Raw genomic sequence first — 22,312 nt, 5'->3', positions numbered from 1 at the left:
CAAGAAAGGGCGGAGGCGGGGCATGCCCCGCCTCTTACACCACATCTCTGTGCGCTACCTTGTTATTCCTCATATTATTGAATTTTGTGGATAATCCAAAACATTACGCGTCGTATTTGTGGCCCCGGCTGCCGTCAAATTATTGAGGGATGCTGAATACTCGCGTTTTTGCACGCCGCCGTCGGGGGGACCCGTTCAACAAACGGCAAATCTAGCAAAAAAAGGCTACTCGATACCCTCGAGAAGCTCTGACACCGTCATACCGAGTGCGGGCGCGATCTTAAATAGAACCTTGAGCGTGAAATTTGCCGTCCCATCTTCGATTCGGTCGAGATAGGGGCGGCTGATTCCTGCTGCCACACAAAAATCGACCTTGGAGATACCAAGGTCTCTGCGTGCCTCTTCGACCCGCCTGCCAAGAATCTGTTTCGCACGTTCGTCCATGCAGCCGAGTTTGAAATGGAGCCGAACATAAACGTAAACTATAGTTTACGTTTTGCCGAATACACAGGAGTTTTCTATGTCGGGTTCTTCGGTCCGCACGTACCGAGCCACGCTTCGCACAAACAGCGCGCCGCCCAAGCTCGTCGTCGTTGAAGCAGAATGTCTTTCGCCCGATGAGCGCACAGCATTTGCATTGCTATCAAGTCGCGTCGCCGCCGTTCTGGTCCCTTGCCCGGCGCAAGGTGAACTTGCCATCCAATGCCAAGCGCACAGCTGCTCGCTCAATCAGGCTGCCGTAATCGCAACCAGCCAACGCGGTCTGCCCCTTCTCCTCGAAGCCGGCGTCGCACTCGCCCTTCGCGGCGCCGGATACGAAAACGAGGCCGCCGCCGACATGGTATTTAAACCACGATCGAGCGGCGGCCTCGCAGCAGCCATTGAATATGCGTGCAGGCTCGTTGCCTAAAAGGACAAGCTAGAAACCAAAGCCAAAGCCCGTTCCGGTAATCGCCGAATACATAAAGTAGACGTTGATTACGTTGAGAAATACACCCGTGATGCAACCGTTGCGCAGGTAGCGCTCGCACACGATGCGTGCCATGGCGGCGGAGTCATCGTTGTTTTTTGCCTGGCGTCCCGCCGTAAAGTACGTCGCCACGCTCAGCAGCAGATTGAGCACCGGCAACGCCAGCAACTCGTAGCTCTTGCCCCAGCGCGTCGCCTCGCCGGCAGCATTAAACTTTGTTGCCACCTCGGGACCAATGTTGGGGATAACACACGCTGCGACCACCAGCGGAATCACCGCAAGTACGAGCAGCGCAATACCCATGTAGCCAGCTTTTTTGCCATATTTAAACATATGCGTCGTCCTTACACGTTAAAGCGGAAGTGCACGACGTCGCCATCGGCCATAACATAGTCCTTGCCCTCAATACGCAGCTTGCCGGCAGCCTTGGCGCCCTGCTCGCCACCGAGCTCGATGTAGTCGTCGTAGCCAATGACCTCGGCCTTAATAAAGCCGCGCTCAAAGTCGGTGTGGATGACACCGGCGGCCTGCGGGGCGGTCGCGCCCTGACGCACCGTCCAGGCCTTGACCTCCATCTCGCCAGCCGTAAAGAACGACTGCAGGCCGAGCAGCTTGTAGGCAGCCTGAGCGAGCACGTCCAGACCGGGCTGCTCCAGGCCCAGGCTCTCCAGGTAGTCGGCAGCGTCCTCGGGATCGAGCTCGGAAAGCTCGGCCTCGATCTTGGCGCAGATCGGCAGCGGCTTGACGCCGTCGATGGGCGCCAGGTCCTCGTTGAGCATGTCCTCGTCTACGTTGGCCACATACAGGATGGGCTTCATGGTGAGCAGGAACAGGCCCTTGGCAGCGGCGCGCTCCTCGTCGGTCATCTCCATAGATGCGGCGCGCTTGCCCTCGTTGAGCCAGGCAAGCAGACGCTTGGCAACCTCGAACTTGGGCATGAGCTCCTTGTCGCGCTTGGCCTCTTTCTCGAGCTTGGGCAGCTGCTTCTCGAGCGTGCCCATGTCGGCCAGGATGAGCTCGGTCATGATGGTGTCGGCGTCACCGGCAGGGTCGACGAACTCGCCCGTGCGGCCCACCTCGCGCATAACGTTGGGGTCCTTAAAGTAGCGCACGACCTCGCAGATGGCGTCGGTCTCGCGGATGTTTGCCAAGAACTGGTTGCCCAGGCCCTCGCCCTCGTTAGCGCCCTTCACCAGACCTGCGATGTCGACAAACTCGACCGTCGCCGGCACAATGCGGCCGGGGTTGACGATGTCGGCGAGCTTTTGCAGGCGGCTATCGGGCACATCGACGATACCCACGTTAGGGTCAATCGTGGCAAACGGGTAGTTGGCGGCAAGGCCGGTCTTTTTGGTAAGCGCGGTGAACAGCGTCGACTTGCCCACGTTGGGCAGGCCCACGATACCGATGGAAAGGGACACGACAGCTCCTTTTGGTACAGGTACTTCAAACTGCATAAGTATAGCGCCGCCGCAGCATCTGGGCGAACCCGGACGCCACGGCGGCGCAAATGAAGCAGAGATGCGTGAGGATTCTAGACAGTAGTCCTTACTTAAGCTCGGGCCAGAAATCCTTGTTGGCCTCGATGAGCTCGTCCAGGATCTGCTTAGCAACGCTCGCCGAAGGAATGGTCTTGGAGAGCGTGAGTGCCTGCCAGAGCTTCTGGTAGCTGCCCTCGACCCAAGCCTGGACAACGAGCTTCTCGACGGAAACCTGCTGCTCCATCAGACCCTTCTGGAACTGCGGAATCGGGCCCTGGCAGATCTTCTCAAAGCCGTTGGAACCGACGATGCAAGGCACCTCGACCATGGCCGTCGGGTCGAAGTTGGGCACAGCGCCATCGTTGGGGACGATCAGCAGGAAGCGCTCGAGCGTATTTTCGGCCAGTGCACAGGCAAGGTCGACGATGTAGTTGGCGTGCACATCTGGCTCAAAGCCGCCGTCTTTGGCCGTACCCTTGGCGATGATGTCGCGGCAAGCGCCAAAGACCTTCTTCTCGCGGCCGTCCATAACCTCATTGGCGCGAGTGTAGTTGGGGTCAGACGTCTCGACGACATAGTCCGGGTACAGGTAATACTTGAGGTAGGTATTGGGAATCGTCTCGGGATCGACAGCATAGACATCCTTGGCCTTGCCGAAGGTGTGAATCCAGCTCTCCTCGACATGCTGCTCCTTACCGGCCTCGTGCTCGATGCCGTCCAGGTAGCCGTTCTTAGCCATGTGCTCCTTAATCTGCGGCATGAGGTCGTTGCCGTCCTTGTCGTAGATTTTGCTCCACCAACCAAAGTGGTTAAGGCCGTAGTAGCTGTACTGCAGCTCGCGACGATCCTTAATGCCGCACATACGGCTCATCTTATCCATGAGGTCGATCGGCATGTCGCAGATGTTGATGATGCGGCTGTTGGGGCGCAGCACGCGGCAAGCCTCGGCGACGATGGCCGCGGGGTTGGAGTAGTTGAGCATCCAGGCGTTGGGGCTGTACTTCTCCATGTAGTCGAGGATCTCGATAACGCCGCCGATGGAGCGCATGCCGTAGGCGATACCGCCGGCACCGCAGGTCTCTTGGCCAACGCAGCCGTACTTGAGAGGAATCTTCTCGTCGAGCTCACGCATGGCGTACAGGCCGACGCGGATGTGAGCAAGGACGAAGTCGGTCCCGGTGAATGCGGTCTCGGGGTCGGTGGTGTAGCTAAACTCAACCTCGGGGGCGTTCTCGTGGAAGTAGATCTCGCAGGCCTTGGCCACGGTCTCCTGGCGCTCGGCGTTGTTGTCGTAGAAGGTCACCTTGTTGACCGGGAAGCGGTCGCGCTCCTCAAGCAGCATCAGAGCGATGCCCGGGGTGAAGGTAGAGCCACCGCCGGCAATGGTCACGGCATAGTTTTTCTTGGACATGATGTCCTCCTCATTCTGGCCGCTTGCTCAATCCATCCCCGCACGCGGCCTGTACGGTTTGGAATTGTTACCTAGAAGTGGAGTTTTTTATCTCTAGAATCGGCCTTGCGGTGCATACCGGCTCTGCAAGGCCGATTGTTTCGATGGACGATGGTTTACAGAAGACTCTCGAACTTCAGAAGACTCTCGAACTTCTCGCGAACCTGCGGGACGGTAAGGCCGATGATGACCTGGATTGACTGACCTTGGACCACCAAGCCATGCGTACCGATCGCCTTGAAGGAAGCCTCGGGTGCAACGACGCTCTTGTCCTTGACGTTAACGCGCAGACGGGTAGCGCAGTTAGTTACATCGATGATGTTATCCGTGCCACCGAGCAGATCGAGGATCTTCTCGGCAAGCACCAAGCGCTCATCATCTTTACTCTGGGCGACCGATTTGCCAGCATCAGCACCGCCCTGCTTTTGCTTGTAGTCGGCCTTGGACTTGAGCTCGACCTCAACATCGTCATCCTCGCGACCGGGGGTCTTAAAGTCGAACTTGACGATCAGGAAACGGAAGACCACGACCCAAAGGGCGGTAAAGCACAGACCGACAAGGATGGAGATGGCGTACTGCAGACCGTGTGCGGCCCAAAGGGGCAGCCAGTCCCACGAGAGCATCGAGATGATGCCGCCGTCGAAGATGCCCACGACGCCAAGGAGGTTTTGAGCCATACAGCCAAGCGCTCCGAGCACGCAGTGGACAACGAACAGGCCGGGCGCGATGAACAGGAAGGTGAAGTCAAGCGGCTCGGTAATACCGCAAAGCATAGCGGTAAGGGTGACGGGAATGAGCAGAGCCTTGACGCGCTGCTTGCGCTCGGGTTTGGCGGTCATATAAAACGCAATGGCGACACCAAGCGAGCCGAAAACTTTAGTCCATCCAGGGCAGGTATAGGCAGCCCAGGGTGCGGCATCCTTAAGAGCAATGCTCGGATCGGCAGCCAGTTGGGGCAGGATGTTAGCCCAAGCGGCAAAGATGCCGCCATTGACCGCCGCGTTGTCGTAATAGAACGGCGTATAGATAAAGTGATGAAGGCCTGTAGGGATCAGCACGCGCTCGAAGAAAGCAAAGACGCCCACGCCAAACGTACCGGCGGAAAGGATGAATCCCTGGAAGGCGGCGATAGCAGCCTGAACATGCGGCCACACCAGGCAGGCAATAAGAGCGACCGGAACCATAACGAAGAAACCGATCATATAGATGAACACGGAGCCCGAGAACACGCCCAGCCACTCAGGAAGTTCGGTGTCGAAGAACTTGTTATGCAGCATCGTGGCGATACCAGAGATAATGAGCGCGCCCATGATGCCCATGTCAAGCGTTTTGATGCTTGCGATAGTGGCAAGACCAGTACCGCTGCCCGCCTCGACAGAGTAGTCAACACCAAAGACAGGGCCCCACTGCCCCAAGATTGTGCTTACAAAGTAGTTGAAGGTAAGGTAGATGGCCAAAGTCTCCATGCAGCAGCGAGCGTTCTGCTTGTTCGCGAGCGAGATTGGCAACGCTACGCAAAACAGCAACGGCATCTGGTTAAAGAGCGTCCAACCACCCTGGAGCAGCACATTCCAGCAATCAAACCAAAGATGACCCGCTGTGGCCATCTCGCCAAAGATCGCCTCGGTGGTAAACAACGTACCCAGGCCGACGACGATTCCGGAAAATGCGAAAAGAATTGCAGGCGTGTACATTGCACCGCCGAAACGTTGTATCTTTTGCATCATGACGGGGAATCCCCCTCTCTTCATTCGGAGCGGCTGCGGTTTTGGCTTCACTCGAGACCGCAGACGCGCCGTTTGCGTGTACCTCGTGCAATAGGACGGGTGGGCCCGTGTCCCCGACTTCTTGCGCTTCTTTTTTTATCATATCACTTATCTAGACAAGTTAATACGGTTTCTATGTTCGGTCAGCGGTCGATAATTGACGGTGAACGGTTTATTTCAAATAATTTACCTGTTATTGCCTGTTTGTCGTAATTCTTTAAAACCAAAAAATTTATCAACTTGTCTAGATATGCTTGTATAAGGATGTTTACATACCTATACTTCGATACAACATTCACCGCCACGTTAAGGAGTCACCATGAAAAGTGCGGTCTTCTATGGAAAGCACGACCTCAGAGTCGAGGAATCGGCAAAGCCGGCCGTGGGCAGGCGCGACGTTCTGATCAACGTCAAGGCTTGCGGCGTCTGCGGTACCGACGTTCATATCTATGAAGGCGACAAGGGCGCAGCCGACGTTACCCCGCCCACGATCCTTGGTCATGAGTTTGCGGGCGTTGTCGAGGCCGTGGGCAGCGACGTCGCTGGCTTTAAACCGGGCGATCGCGTGTGCATCGACCCAAACCATCCCTGCGGCTGCTGCGAACCCTGCCGCGACGGAATCAACCACTACTGCGAGCATATGACCGGTTACGGCACCACCGTTAACGGCGGCTTTGCCGAGTACTGCTCCGTCGATATGCAGCAAGTCTACAAGTTAGGCGATCACACCAGCTTTGAGCAGGGTGCTATGACCGAGCCCGTCGCCTGCTGCCTGCACGGCATCGATATGTGCAACATCAAGCCCGGCAGCACAGTTGTCGTTATCGGCGGCGGCATGATCGGCCTGCTCATGATGCAGCTCGCCAAAAACGCCGGCGCCACCAAGGTCGTCTTGCTCGAGCCCGTCGAGGGCAAGCGCGAGGTTGCGCTCAAACTCGGCGCCGACCTGGCAATTGATTCCATCCACGAGGACGTCCCGGCCCGCCTGAAGCAGGAAAGCGTCGGCAACGTCGATGTCGTTATCGAGTGTGTTGGCAAGCCCGTCACCATCGAGCAGGCCATCCAGATCGCCGGCCACAAGGCTACGGTCATGATGTTCGGCCTCACCAAGCCCGATGAGACAATCACCGTCAAGCCCTTCGAGGTCTTCCAGAAGGAGCTTGTGCTCACCTCGTCCTACATCAACCCTTATACGCAGCGTCGCGCGCTCGAGCTCATCGACTCTGGCAGGCTCGACGTATCCTCGATGGTCGCCAAGGTGGCTTCCCTCGACGAACTCGGCGCCATCCTGTCAGACCCAGCTCTGCGTGCCATGGGTAAATATATAATCGACCCCAGCAAGTAAATCGATTGACACCTGCGCGGACGGCCCTCATCCGTCGTTCACGCACCCAGCTCTAGGAGACCGTCATGGCGCGAGCCATCTTCCAAACTATTTATGACAACGTGAAGCAGTCGATTGACGACGGCACATACGCCTATCAGAGCTATCTGCCTTCGGAGACTGAGCTCACGCAGCTGTTTGACTGTTCGCGCATGACGGTCCGTCGCGCCATCTCGATGCTTGCGGCAGATGGTTACGTGCTCCCCCAGCAAGGCAAAGGCATGCGCGTCATTCGCAACATCAGTGACGAGAAGAGTCGTGGTGGCGGCGGACTCGAGACCTTTAAGGAAATCGCGGTCAACCGAGGCTTTGAGCTCAAGACTGTCACCACCGTCTTTGAGCTCCTCATCTGCAGCAAGGCGCTCTCCAAGATTACCGGGTTTCCCGAAGGCTGTGAGCTCACACGCGCCAAACGCATCCGTTATGCAGACGGACAAGCCGTGTGCTCCGACGACTCCTATTACCTAAGCTCACAGGTACCGGGGCTGACACCCGAGATTGTCAACGACTCGATCTATCGTTACCTCGAAGAAGACCTTGGCATTAAGATTGCCACGGGCAAACGCGATGTAACGATCGAGCATCCCACGCCCGAGGATACGCGCGTGCTCGATCTCGACGACTTTAACGCACTCGCCGTTATACGCGGACAGACCTACAACGCCGACGGTATCCTTATGGAATACACCGAGACCAAACAGGTTCCCGGGTTCTTTTTGCTCCATGAAACCGTGACGCGCAACGGTACCGGTCGAACCGGCCACCAAAGCAGCATGAACTAACCATTTATTAGTTGCGGTGGAATAGTTCCTAGAATGGCCAGCTTAAGGGCAAAACAGGAACTATTCCACCGCAACTTTTTTGGCCGGCGGGGCAGTACCTGTCCCACCGGCCATCATTTACGCTCTTTTAGCTAGTCCGCGAGCTTTTCCACCTGGTCGAGCATCTTGTCGAGCTTGGCCTTTGCCTCGGCCTTGACCTTCATCGCCTCTTCGTGGGCCTTGGCCTTCTGGGCAGCCTTTTCCTCGGCCTCGGGATCGACGACAACCAGATTGGACGCGTCGTGCTCGACCAGCTTGAGCGCATGCTCGGGACAAACCTTGACACAGGCGCCACAGCCTAAACAATACGTGGACTCCAACGCAAAGCGGCCGCTTCCCACCAAATCGCAGGCGAACGTGGGGCACGCGTTAACGCACTCGCCACACGACGTGCACTTGTCAAAATCGCACTCCGGCGTGCTCACCTGCATGTTCTGGGCAAGCTCGGGATGGTCCTGCAGTGTCGAGAGCACCAGCTGCCGCCCGTGCGTGAGCGAACGGCGACGCTTGGTCGTCGTGGTGCCGCACATGGTGTTGAGCGTGCGCTCCAGCTGGGTAATCTGATGACGATGGGCTTTGAGCTTCTGCGTCACCGAGGCCAGCGCCGCCGTCGCCGGGTTGAGCTTGGTCACTGTCAGGCCCGTCGTGCGGGCGATCTTTTCCATGTACTCCTTGCGTTCGTACTCGCGAAGCTTATGGCACTTGAGGCTCTTGGGGTCGACCTCCAGGCCCAAACTCGTGCCAGACCACTCCTCGGCCTTCGCAATCGCCTCGCCCAGAATGTCCTCACCGCCGGTGTTGCGGCATTTATCGCACACACCCAACGGCAGGTACACACTCACGTTGGGATAGTCCGCCAGTACCGAGAACCAGGTCTCGGCCGTAATATCGCCCACACAGGCGACGACGACCTCGTTTTCGCGCGGCATGCGCTTGAGGGCGCGCGTGCAGGTAACGTAGGCGGTCTCGTGGCTCGTAGCTGCCGAGACGATATCGTCATACAGGTTTTTGGGCGCCAGGCGCGGCGAGATGATCGCCTCGGTCGGACAGGCAGCGGCGCACAGGCCGCACTTGCGACAGGAGTCGAGGATCTCGATGGCGTCTTCCTCGACCTCGATAGCGTTGACCGGGCACACGTCCATGCACGCGGTGCAGCCGCTCTTTTCGTTTTTGCAGGTCAGGCACGGAATGGTATTGCCGCGCGGGCGCTCCTTGTAGTCGGCAGGATTCCACTGCGGCGCCGATGGATCGAGTGCATCGGTCACGCCGCCAAGCGGGTTTTTAAGAAAGTCGAAACCCTTGCTGATCTCGATAATGTCATCAAACAGATCGTGTTCCTGCGCCATGCGCGGCCCCTCCCCGAGCAGTGCAAACAAGCAAGAGATAATGATACGCTATCGGCCCACGCCTCGGGCAAATTACACGCGGAGCACCTTTGAGGCAAATAGTCTATGGCCTATCGCCGCCTCGATTGCACAAGGTCAATCAAGCGCCAAGCTATGCCTCGCACATGAGCTGCACGAGCTTTTGTTTGGTCACCTTGGCCTGCTCGTTGGCCATATTACGCTCGTTTCTAAAGACCGCATTTGCAACACCCTGCAGATCGCCATCGGAAATCACGCTGCACGGACCGTCCATCGACGCCGCCGTGGGGCATACGCACAACGGCAACTCGGCATAAAACGCAACGGCCTTGGCGATATCGAGCATCTTGCCGCCGCCAATACCCACTACCATGTCGCAATACTCGGCCTGGGCTTCCTTAGCCATTTCGAAAACGGCCTCTTCCGTACACGGACCGTCATAAATCTTAAAGAACGGCTCGCTTAGATCGTCGTCCAGAAATCCATCAACAATCTGCCTGCACAGCCGATCCTCGGTGCCCTGGTCAAACAAGACATAGGCAGCGCAGCCCAACCATGACAAATACTTGCCTTGACGCGACAGTTCGCCCGGCCCCTGAACATACCGGCCGGGACCGCCGTAAACCACAGGAAGCGCCATACGAGAATCCGCCCTTCATCAAACAACGATTGGTGCAAAGTAACCTGACCCCTTTGCACCATAGCAAAAAGGGGCAAAGCCATCTGTTGGCTTTGCCCCTTCCTTAGCTTGATTTACTCATCCATGAGATAGTAGTGACCCAGTGCGTCGGCACCCAGAATGGCGTTTGCAACCATCTCGGGCGTCACCTCAAACGGCATGTTGCACATGGTGTCATCGGGTGCGCAGGCGGCCTCGGCAACAATCATGGCCTGCTCGCGCGTAAGCTCGGCAACGCCAAGTTCCTTCATCGTGACCGGCAGGCCCAGCTCAATGCAGAAGCCCAAGACTTCCTCGAGTTTCTCAGTCGGAGCATCCTCGAGTACCAGCTGGACGATAGTGCCAAAGGCGACCTTCTCGCCGTGATACATGCCGTGGCACTCGGGCAGCATCGTCAGGCCATTGTGGATGGCATGAGCAGCAGCAAGGCCCGAGCTCTCAAAGCCGATGCCGGAGAGCAGCGTGTTTGCCTCGATGATATGCTCGACGGCAGGCGTGAGCGCACCCTTCTCCAGCGCGACCTTGGCCTTAACGCCATCGGCCATAAGCGTCTCGTAGCAGAGCTTGGCAAGCGCCAGACCGGCCATGCCGCCCTTGCCGCCAGCGCAGGTGCCGCCGTCGGCATCGTGCGTTGCCTGGGCCTCGAAATAGGTTGCGAGCGCATCGCCCATGCCGGAAACCGTCAGGCGCACCGGGCTCGCCGCGATAACCGTCGTATCCATAAGGACAATATTGGGGTTTGCCTTAAGGAAGAGGTACTTGTCGAACTGGCCGTCATCGGTATAAAGCACCGAAAGCGCCGAACACGGGGCATCGGTCGAAGCAATGGTGGGGCAAATGATAACCGGGGACTCCAGGTAGTAGGCGACGGCCTTCGCGGTGTCGAGGATCTTGCCGCCACCGACGCCGACGACGATATCGCAACCGTTGTCGCGAGCGAGCGCAACCAGGCGATCGACCTCGCCCTTGGAGCACTCGCCGTTAAAATCCTCAAACAGCAGCTCGGCCTTAGCCTCGGCAAAGCCGCCCTCGATCTTGGCACCGACGCGCTTCTTGCCCGAAGGCGTCACGATGACGAGGGCCTTAGCGCCGAGCGGCTCGACATAGGAACCGAGCTTGGCCAGCTCGTCCGGGCCCTGGATGTACTTGCTGGGGCTATTGAAAATTGCAGCCATAACCATCCCATTCTCTAAAATAAAAAAGAAAGGGGCTCCGTACAGATACGTGCGGAGCCCCTCGTTACGATAACAAGAGTCGATTAGAAATCGATGTCGGTGTCGTAGTAGCAGGCCTTGAGAATCTTCTCGAAGTCGGCAGCCTTGGTCTCACGCGGGTTCTCGGGCGTGCAGGCGTCGGTCTCGGCGTTCGCGGCGATCTCGGGCAGCTTGGCGAGGAACTCCTCCTCGGAAACCATCTGCGGGTTCTCGGCGTCGACCTTCACGCCACCATTCGCGTAATCCTTGATGGACTGCGGAATGTTGAGCTGGTCGTTGAGGTCGCGAATCTTCTGGACGAGCGCAGCGATGAGCTCCTCGTTGGTCTCGCCGGGAAGGTGCAGGATCTCCTTGGCCACGTAAGCATAACGCTCGGCAGCACGGGGATCCTTGGAGTTCCACTGGATGACCTTGCCCAGGTACATGGCGTTAGCAGCACCGTGGATGATGTGGCCGTTCTCGAAGGCAGCACCGGTCTTGTGAGCCATGGAGTGAACGATGCCGAGCAGGCCCGAGGAGAAGGCGATACCGGCGATGCACTGAGCCTCGTGCATGTGCTGACGGGCCTCATGGTCGCCAGCATAGGACTTGGGCAGCCACTCGACGATCTCGCGGATGCCGTGCAGAGCGTTGGCGTCGGTGAACATGGAAGCGCAGGTGGAAACGTAGGCCTCCATGCAGTGGGTCAGAGCGTCCATGCCGGTGTGAGCGCACAGCTTGGCGGGCATGGTGTAGGTGAGCTCGGGGTCGACGATGGCGACATCAGGGGTGATGTTGAAGTCGGCCAGCGGGTACTTGATGCCCTTGGCGTAGTCGGTAATGACGGAGAAGGCAGTGACCTCGGTAGCGGTACCGGAGGTAGAGGAGATGGCGCAGAAGTGAGCCTTCTGACGCAGCTCGGGGAAGCTGAACGGCTGGATGATGTTATCGAAGGACTCCTCGGGATACTCGTAGAAGACCCACATGGCCTTAGCGGCATCGATGGGCGAGCCGCCGCCGATGGCGATAATCCAGTCGGGCTCGAACTCGCGCATGGCCTCGGCGCCCTTCATGACCGTCTCGATGGACGGATCGGACTCGACGCCCTCGAACAGCTTGACCTCCATGCCGGCCTCTTTGAGGTCGGCCTCAACGTCCTGCAGGAACCCGCCGCGGCGCATAGAGCTGCCGCCAGAAACGATGATGGCCTTCTTGCCCTTGAGGTTCTTCACCTCGTGGCGAGCGCCCTCACCAAAGTACAGATCGCGAGGATTGGTAAAACGTCCCATACTGTGCCTCCTAAACAAGCCCCTCTTAGACTTGCGTATATAACGGAGCACCCGATTGGCTCCGTTAGGACCGTTTTGCGCGTTGCCGGCGATGACAATGCGCGATGTCTAAACGTCTCAACGCTCAGACAAACACTATTCTACCGTTCTGGTTGGTCAGTTATTCACCTAAAGCCGACAATGATGAAACGTTTTTTCTATCCCTGAAGACCCTTGTGGGGCATTCATACTCCCAAGCTGGGCAAACGTTTTATCAAGGTTGACCACATATCCCGGGCAGGACTGTGGCCCTCCAAAATGTGCCCCGTTCGCCGCCAAAAATCGACCGTTTGCGGCATCGTGACACCACTCAGTCGTCCAAGGTGCCGACATTTGTGCGACATCCGTCTTCGTGGTGCAAAGGTGCATGTCCAAGTGCGGCACCCCCGGTGTGCCACATGCGGGTAAACTAGAACCTTATATAGAGACATTTGAACCCTAACCGCAGCAAAGGAGGCCCCATGGCATTCGATCCCATTCAAGAGGATTGCCATCGCCTCGTTCTTGAGGCCTTGCGCCGCGACAATATCCCGCTCACCGACGGTGCCGCCGTAGAGCGTCTGATGGAACAATTCACCCGCAACCCCGCGCCGCTCATCGTGCACGACCGCGACCGCGCCGGGCACCTCATTGCCAAGGTGGTCGAGGCTGTCGACTACCGCATTCCCTTTATCCCTGACGATACCCAGGCAGAGCAAGAAGAGGCCGCTGCCGAGAACATGCTTCGCGAGGCAGCCGCGCTCGACCCCACCAACTGGGATGCCCAGCGCATGCTGACCGCCCTCACCGCCAACTCCAACGAGGAGTACGTACAGTACTTGGTATCCAAGCGCGATGAAGTCGAGCACGACCTGGCACTCAAGATCGCCTCGGCGCAGGACCCCTACGAGCGTGAGGCCGCAGGCGACCTTATGCGCCGTCCCTACCTGCGCTGGCTTGCCGCCCTTGCGTCACGCGCCCTCATTAGCGGCCGCTATCGCATGTCGCTCGAAGCCGCAAACTGCAGCCTCGACTTTGCCCCCAACGATCCGGCCGGCGCCCGCCACACCGCAATGCTCGCCATGGCTAAGCTCGAATACCCCGCCGAGGAGCTCAAGCGCTTTCGCTCTGCCCACTCCGTCCCCTATCTCACCAACACGCCGCTGCGCCGTCGTCCCAAGGACGCGGAGCGCGACTTGGACCCATGGACGCTCATCGCGCTGATGAGCGCTGCCTGGCGCGAGCTGGACTACGAGGGTGCCGAGCACTACTTGCGCATCCTTGCACGCTCGTGCCCACACGCAGCCGAGGCGCTCTACTTCCAAACCGAGTTTCCCGATGGCGTCTATGCCCGCGTCAACGTGGGCGTGGGCTCCACCGACGAGCTTGTCCTTGCGCTGTCCGAGGCGACGCCGGTACTGCAAGAGGGCTTGGGCGCCCCCGACAACGCCAGCTTTGCCGCCTGGGTCGCCACCAACGATATCGTGCGTTCCCAGATTGACGAGCGCATCCTGCGGGCGGCCGAGCAGGGCCTGCCGTTTAAGGGAGGAGACCTCTAATGGATCCGAGCGTCTACATCCCCGCCTACCTGGAGCGCGCCTACCTTGCGTCGCACCCCGAACTCACCGATGCAGCACGCGAGCTTGTCCATAACGACGTGAGCGTCAACCCTCATAAGTATGCGCAGACCGAGCATGCCCAGGCACTGCTGTCCTATGCAGGCGTCCACCGCCACCTGCTCGACGAGCTCCATCGCATCGAGGACATGGGCAGCGACGAGGAGTTTGAACAGACGCGCAACCACCTGTTCGACGATACGCGCGATGAGCTGCTCAAGATCGTCCGCGTCGACGCGCTGGCCGTCGATGCCCAGCTGCTCGCCATCATTTTGGCGGACACGCCCGTCGACGCCTGTCTGGGCGACCTGATGAAACTCGAGGCGACCACGACCGATTACCTGCAGCAAAGCGTGCCCGGGTTCGACATGGAGGCCCCGCACTACTGGGCCAACAAGGTGCTGGCAGACGGCGTGACGGCGGCCGATCTCACCGTAAGCGAGCCGGCTCTTATCGGGTGGCTCCACACGCTCGAGGCCATCTCGCAGCTGTGCATGGCGAGCGCTCGCTACCGTGCTGCCGCCAACTACGCCCGCCGCGTCCTTAAGGCGGAAGGCTATCCCACCCGAGCTGCAGGCACCGTGCTACTCGCCCTCGCTCGCCTAGAAGACGAGGACGGCTTTTTTGCCCTGGCCCACCAGCTCGAGGAGCAGATGGGGGCCGATACCCTCGAGAACTCCCCCTGGTACCTGCTCGCCCGCACGATCTTGCTGTTCAAAACGAACAAGATGCGCCCGGCGACACGCGCGCTGCGTGAGTTTGCCAACCGCTGCGAGGGCGGCGCGTTCTTTTTGCTGAACCCCATGTATCAGACGCCGTACCTTCCCTGCCGGCCCGAACCGCACGACCCCTGGGACCTTTCGCATCAGGCAGTTTGGGAGGCCGACGGCATCATCTCGGATACTCCCGACTTTGCCCCCTGGGCCAGCGCTTGCGAAGACGTATCGCAGCTTGCCCAGGAATTTGCGCGCCGTTACGGCTTTTAACGGCGCAAACGCCACGACCATGTCATTCACGTTAGGAACGGCTTCATGAACTTCCGCTCATCTCTCGCCTGCACCTCGAGCGATATCGCCCGCTGGGGGCTGCGCTCCGTCCTTAAGCGCCAGGGCGGCGTACTCCCCGGCCGCATCGCCATGAAGATCGACCCCGAGCTGCTAAGCGACCTCGCGGGCCTTGTCGACCGCAGCGTGGTAATCACCGGCACCAACGGTAAGACCACCACCTCCAACCTCATCGCCGATGCCGTTGCCGCCAGCGGCGCCACCGTGGTATGCAACCGCGCCGGAAACAACATGGAGCCGGGCGTGGTTGGTGCCCTGCTCGAGGCGCGTGGCAACCTTAAGCGAACCGCCAGCAGCAAGCGCGTAGGCGTCTTTGAGTGCGACGAGCTCTACACGGCGCGCGTCCTGCCCAAGCTCAAGCCGACCTACTTTGTGCTGCTCAACCTGTTCCGCGACCAGCTGGACCGCTACGGTGAGATCGACCACACCCAGGACGTCATCGCCCACGCGCTGGAGCTTTCGCCGACAACGACGCTCATCTATAACGCCGACGATCCGCTGTGCGCCTCGATCGCCGCGCGCGTCCCCAATATGAGCATCGCCTTTGGCATCGACGGCGCCACGGACACCGAGTCCGATCGCATTAGCGACTCGCGTTTTTGCTCGCAGTGCAACGCGCCGCTGGAGTATGACTATGTGCAATACGGCCAGCTCGGCGCCTACCATTGCCCCTCGTGCGGTTGGGCACGCCCTGCGCTTGTCCGTCGCGTGACGGGCGTGGAGCTCGGCTGCGACGGCTACGATTTTGACCTGGTCTTTGGATCTGCGTCCAACGCGGCTGCCGTACACATCGCCACGCGCTACAACGGTCTGTACATGGTCTACAACGTTGCTGCCGCATTCTTTGCCGCACATGAGTTGGGCGTGGATACGGCGCACCTGCAGCCCACGCTCGATGCCTACGTCCCCGCCGGCGGACGCATGGGCCGCTGGAACATTGCCGGCCGCACCGTCGAGGCAAACCTGGCCAAAAATCCCGTGGGCTTCGATCGCCAGATTCAGTCCATTAAAACGGCAGGCGGCAGGCTCTGCGCCTTCTTCCTGAACGACAACGATGCCGACGGCCACGATGTATCGTGGATCTACGACGTCGACTTTGAGCGCATCGCCGACACGCCGGGTCTTGTCGCCTTTGCCGGAGGCACGCGTGCACACGACATGCAGGTACGCCTCAAGTACGCCGGCATCGATGCCGCGATTATCTCGAACGTCGCGCAGGCAATTGGCGCCGTGGCAGACGAGGCCGCCGATGACACCTTCTACGCAGTCGCCAACTACACGGCCTTCCCGCCGCTGGTCAAGGAGCTCGACGAGCTTAAGGGCGCCGATGCGAGCTCGGTTGCCTCCCACGCCGCAACGCGCGCCAATGGCAGCGCTGTCCCCACCGATATTGCGCCGGTCGAGCTCTCGCGCCCCCTGCGCATCGTCTACCTGTATCCCGATGCCCTCAACCTCTATGGTGACGGCGGCAACGTCATTGCCCTCGAGCGCCGCTGCGCCTGGCGCGGCATTCCCGTGCGTGTGGACGAGGTCCGCATGGGCGAGTCGCTCGATCTCGCCGACGCCGACATCGTCATGATGGGCGGTGGCTCCGACCGCGACCAACTGGCCGTGGCACACGAGCTGCTCGCTCAAAAAGACAAGGTCGCAGCCTATGTTGAGGACGGCGGCTCGCTGCTCGCTATCTGCGGCAGCTATCAGCTGCTCGGCCGTTCGTACTATATGGGCGAGAATCGCATCGAGGGCCTGGGCGTCATTGCCGCCGAAACCGTGCGCGGCTCCGACCGCCTGATCGGCAACGTCGCCGTCAAGACCGACCTGGCACCCGAGCCCTTTGTGGGATTTGAGAACCACGGCGGCCGCACCCTGCTCGATGCGGAGGCCACGCCGTTCGGAACGTCCGTCGTCACGGGCACCGGCAACAACGGCGACGACGGCTTTGAGGGCCTCATCTACAAGGGCGTCATCGGCACGTACCTACACGGACCGGCACTACCCAAGAACCCCGAGCTCGCCGACTGGCTCATCGCCCACGCCCTCGAGCGCCGCGGCGATGCGCAGGCCACAGCCCTGCTGCCGCTCAAACCCCTCGACGACACCTACGAGCACGCCGCCCACGACGCCGCGATGACGCTCCTCCCCTAACGACCCAACCACCACAAAGGGGACAGGCACCTTTGTGGTGGTTTTTCAGTTTGCCAACGATATGTGAACGGCTAAAAAAGTCTGCTATACTCTTTCCCGCTGTCCCCATCGTCTAGCGGCCAAGGACGCCACCCTTTCAAGGTGGATATCGCGGGTTCGAATCCCGCTGGGGGCACCATTTGAATTGAAGAGCCCGTTACCCTCGCGGTAGCGGGCTTTTTGCTACCCATGCGCCGGGATTCGAACCCGACAGGGTGCGGAGCTGAGGAAACGCGAAGCGTTTTCCAGCGCAGCACGCAAGGAGCGAAGCGACGCGGCGAAAGCGGGCGGCGTCAGCCGCACGCGGACATCCCGCTGGGGGCACCATTTAAATTAAGAAGCCCGTTACCCCCGCGGTGACGGGCTTTTTGCTACCGATATGCCGGGATTCGAACCCGGCAGGGTGCGGATCCCGGCATCATCGCAAGGCCTGTGGTCAAAAAATGGCAAATATGAGTACTGTTACCATTTTAGTTACAGAGATTTCATGCCTTCAGAAGGCGATTTAGCCGTCAGGCGTCCTACGGCGGAAAAATTGCAGACGTTTATCGGCTAAGTACTTGGGCATATGTTGCGTAACACTACATATTTTGCAAATAAATAATGCTACAGGACTTGTGACAGTACTCATATTTGACGTTTTTTGTCCACAACCCTTTATACCTAGGCAAGTCGGCGGCAAAACGGGCTTCAAAGCGTCCTTCGCAAACAAAAACCGGGGCCCGCATGATGCGGACCCCGGCTCAATACCGTGACGATATGTCAGTTACGCTCTACACGTAGAACAGGATGTCGTCGTAAGTCGGGACCGGCCAGTAGTCGGCGGCCACGATCTCCTCCATGGCATCCACGGCGGCGCGCAGCGTATCCATAGCGGGGACGACCTCGTGTGCATACACGTTGGCCTGCTCCTGACCATCGAGGCCCTCGGCCTTCTGATGCACGGCGTCGAGCGCCTTGATGGAGTCGTTGATGGTGGTGATACCGTTGCAGAGCTTGTTGAGCGTGTTCTGCTCGCACTGCATGGCGGCCTCGGCACCGGCGGCACGAATAGTCTCAAGGCCCTTAGCGACCTTGGTGGCATAGGCAGTAATGACCGGGCGATAGGTACGACGCGCCTCGCGAACCATCGTGGTAGCCTCGATGTTCATGAGCTTGTTGTACTTCTCGAGCTTGCAATCGTAGCGGCACTGGGCCTCGGCCTTGGTCAGGACGCCCGTCTCCTCAAAGAGCGCAATGGCCTTATCGGAAACAAAGGCGGGCAGGGCGTCGGCCGTGGTCTTGTTGTTGGCAAGGCCGCGCTTCTCGGCCTCGACGGGCCACTCGTCGGAGTAGCCATCGCCGGAGAAGAGGATGCGCTGGTGGTCGGTCAGGACCTTCTTGCAGTACTCGAGCGCGGCGTCCTGGAACTCATCCTCGGGCGTACCCTCAAGCGCGTCGGCGAAGGACTTGAGCGACTTGGCCACGGCGGCATCGAGCACCAGGTTGGAGTCGGAGACGTTCTGCTCGGAGCCGCAGGCACGGAACTCGAACTTGTTGCCGGTGAAGGCAAACGGGGAGGTGCGGTTGCGGTCGGTGTTGTCCTGCATCAGCTTGGGCAGGGTATCGGCGCCCAGGTCGAGCACGCCGCGCGTGGCATGGACGGAAGCCTTACCATCGATGATCTTCTCGACGACCTCGGTAAGCTGGTCGCCCAGGAAGATGGACATAATCGCCGGAGGAGCCTCGTTGGCGCCCAGACGATGGTCGTTGCCGGCCGAGGCAACAGAGGCGCGCAGGAGTTCCTGATAGTTATCGACGGCCTCGATCACCGCGGTGAGGAAGACGATGAACTGCAGGTTGTCGAGCGGGGTGTCGCCCGGATCGAGCAGATTCTCGGACTCGGTGCCAAGCGACCAGTTGTTGTGCTTGCCCGAACCATTGATGCCCTCGAAGGGCTTCTCGTGCAGCAGGCAGACCAAGTCGTGGCGGGAGGCGATGAGCTTCATCTTCTCCATCATGACCAGATTCTGGTCGATGGCCTCGTTGACCTCGCCATAGACCGGTGCGAGCTCATGCTGGCAGGGAGCGACCTCGTTGTGCTTGGTCTTGGCGGGAATACCGAGCGCCCACAGCTCATCGTCCAGGTCCTTCATGTAGGCCGAGACGGTGGGGCGGATAGCGCCAAAGTAGTGCTCCTCGAGCTCCTGGCCCTTGCATGGAGCAGCACCAAAGAGGGTGCGGCCGGTGATGACCAGGTCCTTGCGCTTGCGGTAAGCGTCCTTCTTGATCAGGAAGTACTCCTGCTCGTCGCCCACGGAAGGAACGACCTTCTTGGGGGTCTTACCGAACAGCGCCAAAACGCGCTTAGACTCACGCGAGAGCGCGGTCATGGAACGCAGCAGCGGGGTCTTCTTGTCCAGGGCCTCGCCCGTGTAGGAGCAGAAAGCCGTGGGGATGCACAGGACATCGTCCTTGATAAAGGCGGGGCTGGTGGGATCCCAAGCGGTGTAGCCACGGGCCTCGAAGGTGGCGCGCAGGCCGCCGTTGGGGAAGCTGGAGGCGTCCGGCTCGCCCTGGATGAGGTTCTTGCCCGTAAACTTGGTAATGGCGGTGCCGTCGTGGTTGGGCTCCAGGAAGCTGTCGTGCTTCTCGGAAGTAATGCCCGAAAGAGGCTGGAACCAATGTGCGTAGTGCGTCGCGCCCTTGGAGATGGCCCAGACCTTCATGGCATGGGCAACGGCGTTGGCCACATCCAGGTCGAGCGGCTCACCGCCCTCGAGGGTTGCAGCAAGGCGCTTCCAAATGTCCTTGGGGAGGTAGTCCTTCATGACTTCCTCAGAGAACACCATGGTCCCGAAGCGGTCAGTAAGTTCGGCCATACGGAACTCCCTTCGTATCGGCACCGCGTGAGAAGCGGTGTTGATTACTAACGAACGAGTCATAGCTTAGACTCGCCGTGTTTCCGCGACATTACCGTTATGTTGCTGTCGCGAAACCAATCAATGAGGTTACCCTATCGAGGCGGCGTTGCCACCCTCAACAGCCAATCAACTGCATAAATTGCAGACCTCTCCCCATAGTTTAAGGGTAGTCAATTTGGGATGGAGCTCTATTAACTGGTATTTTGCATCAGATACCAGTCTTTATAGTCCGTGCCTAGATTAGCCGCTCTGTTATAGAGAAAGCCGATAGCAAGGCATCTTTGATTGGTATCCTCAAATAGCGAGTGAAACTCCACCGTGGCACAGTGGTGCTGTAGAATCCTTACAACACATCACACTATTACGTATCTAGAGGAGCACGATATGCGCGTCGACGAGGTTTTTAAGCAGGCAGCATCCCAGGGCACCGCGCCCATTTCGTTTGAGATGTTCCCGCCCAAGGGCGAACTGACCCTCGACATGGCTCGCGAAGTGGCAGGCAATCTGTGCAAGCTTTCGCCGAGCTTTGTCTCGGTCACCTGCTCGGCCGGCGGCTCGGGCAACGGTGCCGCCACCGCCCCCATCGCGCATATGATTACGAGCGAATTCGACACGCCCTCGGTGGCACACCTTACCTGCGTGGGCCGGTCGCATGCCGATATCGCCGCCAAGATCGATGAGTATCGCTCGGCCGGCGTGGAAAACGTGCTGGCCCTGCGCGGCGATCTTCCCGCCGGCGCGACCGAGGACGACAAGCCCGCCTCCGACTACGCCTACGCCCGCGACCTCATCCCCGAGCTCGTCGACGCCGGCTTTTGCGTGGGCGCCGCAGCCTACCCCGAGGGCCACATTGCCTGTGAGGACCTCAACGTCTCGGTCGAACACCTCAAGCAAAAACAGGACGCCGGCGCGAGCTTCTTTGTGACGCAGCTTTTCTTTGATAACGAGTGCTTCTACCGTTTTCGCGAGCTTGCCGACAAGGCCGGCATCACCGTGCCCATTACCGCGGGCATTATGCCGTTTATGGGCAAGTCGCAGATCAGCCGCATGGTCTTTATGTGCGGCGCGTCGCTGCCCTCCCCCGTCATCAAGATTCTCGCCAAGTACGAGAACGACCCCGAGAGCCTGCAGGCAGCCGGTGTAGATTATGCCGCCCGTCAGCTTTGTGACCTCAAGGAGCACGGTGCCGACGGCCTGCACCTGTACACTATGAACCGTCCTGCAATCGCCGCGACCATTATGGAGCGCCTGGGGTAATGGAAAAACCGCACATCGATACAACCACTGTCGAAGTGCCGGCCGACCTTGCGTCGCCGGCGCTTTACCGTGTCGATGCTGCGCACCATCCCCGTGTCGACCGTGCCGAGATGCTGCGGTATCTGGGTTACGGCGGCCAGCAGATTGAGCCCGAACTGTCACGACGTATTGAGCTTGTCGTTGAACGCCTGGAATTGGACATTGAGCCCCGTGGCGTGCGCCGCGTATTTGCCGTCGATGCCACGGGCGTGGACGAACAGGGCAAGCCTTGCATCCGTCTGGTCGGCACCAACGTTGAGCTGCGCGGTCGTGATATCTATCGACATCTCAAAGACGCCCGCTTTGCCGCGCTCATGGCATGCACTCTCGGCATGGATGCTGAGCGCCGTTTGCGCACCACGGGAGCCCAACATCCCCTGGAGGGCGCCGTGCTCGACGCCGCGTGCTCCGCTTACGTGGAAGCCGCCGTTGAGCAAATGGACCAGCAGGTCAAGATGGACGCCGCCGTTCATGGGCTCGCCGGCAACTGGCGCTTTAGCCCCGGCTACGGCGACTGCCCGCTCTCGGCCCAGCGCTCGATCGTCAATGCGCTCAACGCCACGCGGCTCATCGGCCTGACCGTCACGCCCACCAGCCTGCTCATGCCCACTAAAAGCGTGACAGCGGTGATCGGCCTGTTCGACGGCGAAGTCCACGACGCCCAGAGCCGCCCCACCTGCAATATCTGCCGCATGCGCGAGCACTGCCGCTTCCGCGCCGCCCACACCACCTGCTATTCGCATTCTGAATAAAATGTCAATTGATGGCACGGTATCGAGGGAATCTCATCCGTATGTAAGCGGATGTCCTCACAAACAAGTACCATAAGATTCC

General features: G+C 59.5%; 18 protein-coding genes and 1 tRNA gene. 9 read left to right on the top strand and 10 right to left on the bottom strand.

Features of this window, described 5'->3' with window-relative positions; all coding sequences use genetic code 11:
* Positions 1-225: 225 nt before the first annotated feature.
* Positions 226-444, bottom strand: a complete 219-nt coding sequence (locus tag DW870_RS09550) for a helix-turn-helix domain-containing protein (protein ID WP_117876767.1) — start codon at positions 442-444, stop codon at positions 226-228.
* 76 nt (positions 445-520) lie between these two features.
* Here DW870_RS09550 and DW870_RS02175 point away from each other — a divergent pair, with 76 nt between their 5' ends.
* Positions 521-910 carry a hypothetical protein gene (locus DW870_RS02175; protein ID WP_117876765.1) on the top strand — a complete coding sequence of 130 codons (390 nt, stop codon included), beginning with the start codon at positions 521-523 and terminating at the stop codon, positions 908-910.
* Positions 911-919: 9 nt separating this feature from the next.
* Here the strand turns inward: DW870_RS02175 and DW870_RS02170 are convergent, their stop codons facing one another.
* The 4 genes from DW870_RS02170 to DW870_RS02155 all read right to left on the bottom strand — a co-directional run bounded on the left by DW870_RS02170 (position 920) and on the right by DW870_RS02155 (position 5,625).
* Positions 920-1,303, bottom strand: coding sequence for a DUF1648 domain-containing protein (locus tag DW870_RS02170; RefSeq protein WP_117716790.1), 384 nt, complete (start codon positions 1,301-1,303; stop codon positions 920-922).
* Between the two features lie 11 nt (positions 1,304-1,314).
* Complete coding sequence (ychF, locus tag DW870_RS02165) at positions 1,315-2,391, bottom strand: redox-regulated ATPase YchF (RefSeq protein ID WP_055309950.1); 1,077 nt, start codon at positions 2,389-2,391, stop codon at positions 1,315-1,317.
* A 127-nt stretch (positions 2,392-2,518) separates the two neighbouring features.
* Positions 2,519-3,862 carry a 6-phospho-alpha-glucosidase gene (locus DW870_RS02160; RefSeq protein WP_117848085.1) on the bottom strand — a complete coding sequence of 448 codons (1,344 nt, stop codon included), beginning with the start codon at positions 3,860-3,862 and terminating at the stop codon, positions 2,519-2,521.
* A 155-nt stretch (positions 3,863-4,017) separates the two neighbouring features.
* Positions 4,018-5,625, bottom strand: a complete 1,608-nt coding sequence (locus DW870_RS02155; protein ID WP_255414989.1) for an alpha-glucoside-specific PTS transporter subunit IIBC — start codon at positions 5,623-5,625, stop codon at positions 4,018-4,020.
* Between the two features lie 361 nt (positions 5,626-5,986).
* On the opposite strand from DW870_RS02155, the gene DW870_RS02150 reads away from it, so the two are divergent.
* The gene (locus DW870_RS02150) at positions 5,987-7,012 is read left to right on the top strand and encodes a zinc-dependent alcohol dehydrogenase family protein (protein ID WP_117876761.1); all 1,026 of its coding nucleotides are present in this window, start codon (positions 5,987-5,989) and stop codon (positions 7,010-7,012) included.
* A 65-nt stretch (positions 7,013-7,077) separates the two neighbouring features.
* Entirely contained in the window at positions 7,078-7,833 is a 756-nt protein-coding gene (locus DW870_RS02145) for a GntR family transcriptional regulator (RefSeq protein ID WP_117876759.1), read from the top strand.
* A gap of 131 nt (positions 7,834-7,964) precedes the next feature.
* On the opposite strand, the gene DW870_RS02140 is transcribed toward DW870_RS02145, so the two are convergent.
* The 4 genes from DW870_RS02140 to DW870_RS02125 form a co-directional block, all read right to left on the bottom strand.
* Entirely contained in the window at positions 7,965-9,218 is a 1,254-nt protein-coding gene (locus tag DW870_RS02140; RefSeq protein WP_117876757.1) for a 4Fe-4S binding protein, read from the bottom strand.
* 151 nt (positions 9,219-9,369) lie between these two features.
* Positions 9,370-9,876 carry an iron-containing alcohol dehydrogenase gene (locus DW870_RS02135; protein ID WP_117848093.1) on the bottom strand — a complete coding sequence of 169 codons (507 nt, stop codon included), beginning with the start codon at positions 9,874-9,876 and terminating at the stop codon, positions 9,370-9,372.
* Between the two features lie 113 nt (positions 9,877-9,989).
* On the bottom strand, positions 9,990-11,090 hold the full coding sequence (locus tag DW870_RS02130; RefSeq protein ID WP_117848094.1) for a glycerol dehydrogenase: 1,101 nt from the start codon (positions 11,088-11,090) through the stop codon (positions 9,990-9,992).
* Between the two features lie 83 nt (positions 11,091-11,173).
* Positions 11,174-12,397, bottom strand: coding sequence for an iron-containing alcohol dehydrogenase (locus tag DW870_RS02125; RefSeq protein WP_117655226.1), 1,224 nt, complete (start codon positions 12,395-12,397; stop codon positions 11,174-11,176).
* Positions 12,398-12,897: 500 nt separating this feature from the next.
* Between DW870_RS02125 and DW870_RS02120 the strand changes: the two genes are divergently transcribed.
* The 4 genes from DW870_RS02120 to DW870_RS02100 all read left to right on the top strand — a co-directional run bounded on the left by DW870_RS02120 (position 12,898) and on the right by DW870_RS02100 (position 17,418).
* Positions 12,898-13,974: a hypothetical protein gene (locus DW870_RS02120; protein ID WP_117876755.1), complete on the top strand. Its 1,077-nt coding sequence runs from the start codon at positions 12,898-12,900 to the stop codon at positions 13,972-13,974.
* Entirely contained in the window at positions 13,974-15,017 is a 1,044-nt protein-coding gene (locus DW870_RS02115; protein ID WP_117876753.1) for a hypothetical protein, read from the top strand. The genes DW870_RS02120 and DW870_RS02115 overlap by 1 nt, the downstream gene beginning before the upstream one ends.
* A 45-nt stretch (positions 15,018-15,062) precedes the next feature.
* Positions 15,063-17,240 carry a MurT ligase domain-containing protein gene (locus tag DW870_RS09365; protein WP_199573575.1) on the top strand — a complete coding sequence of 726 codons (2,178 nt, stop codon included), beginning with the start codon at positions 15,063-15,065 and terminating at the stop codon, positions 17,238-17,240.
* Between the two features lie 101 nt (positions 17,241-17,341).
* Positions 17,342-17,418, top strand: a tRNA-Glu gene (locus tag DW870_RS02100).
* Between the two features lie 634 nt (positions 17,419-18,052).
* Here DW870_RS02100 and DW870_RS02095 read toward each other — a convergent pair.
* Positions 18,053-20,140, bottom strand: coding sequence for a glutamine synthetase III (locus DW870_RS02095; protein WP_117770025.1), 2,088 nt, complete (start codon positions 20,138-20,140; stop codon positions 18,053-18,055).
* Between the two features lie 426 nt (positions 20,141-20,566).
* On the opposite strand from DW870_RS02095, the gene DW870_RS02090 reads away from it, so the two are divergent.
* A complete protein-coding gene (locus tag DW870_RS02090) occupies positions 20,567-21,439 on the top strand; it encodes a methylenetetrahydrofolate reductase (RefSeq protein ID WP_117770026.1) in 873 nt (290 codons plus the stop codon).
* Positions 21,439-22,230, top strand: a complete 792-nt coding sequence (locus DW870_RS02085; protein ID WP_117770027.1) for a hypothetical protein — start codon at positions 21,439-21,441, stop codon at positions 22,228-22,230. Before DW870_RS02090 ends, DW870_RS02085 begins: the two co-directional genes overlap by 1 nt.
* Positions 22,231-22,312: the final 82 nt, after the last annotated feature.

Source organism: Collinsella sp. AM38-1BH (assembly GCF_003467545.1).
Lineage (GTDB): Bacteria > Actinomycetota > Coriobacteriia > Coriobacteriales > Coriobacteriaceae > Collinsella.
This window is presented reverse-complemented; position numbering and strand designations above follow the sequence as displayed.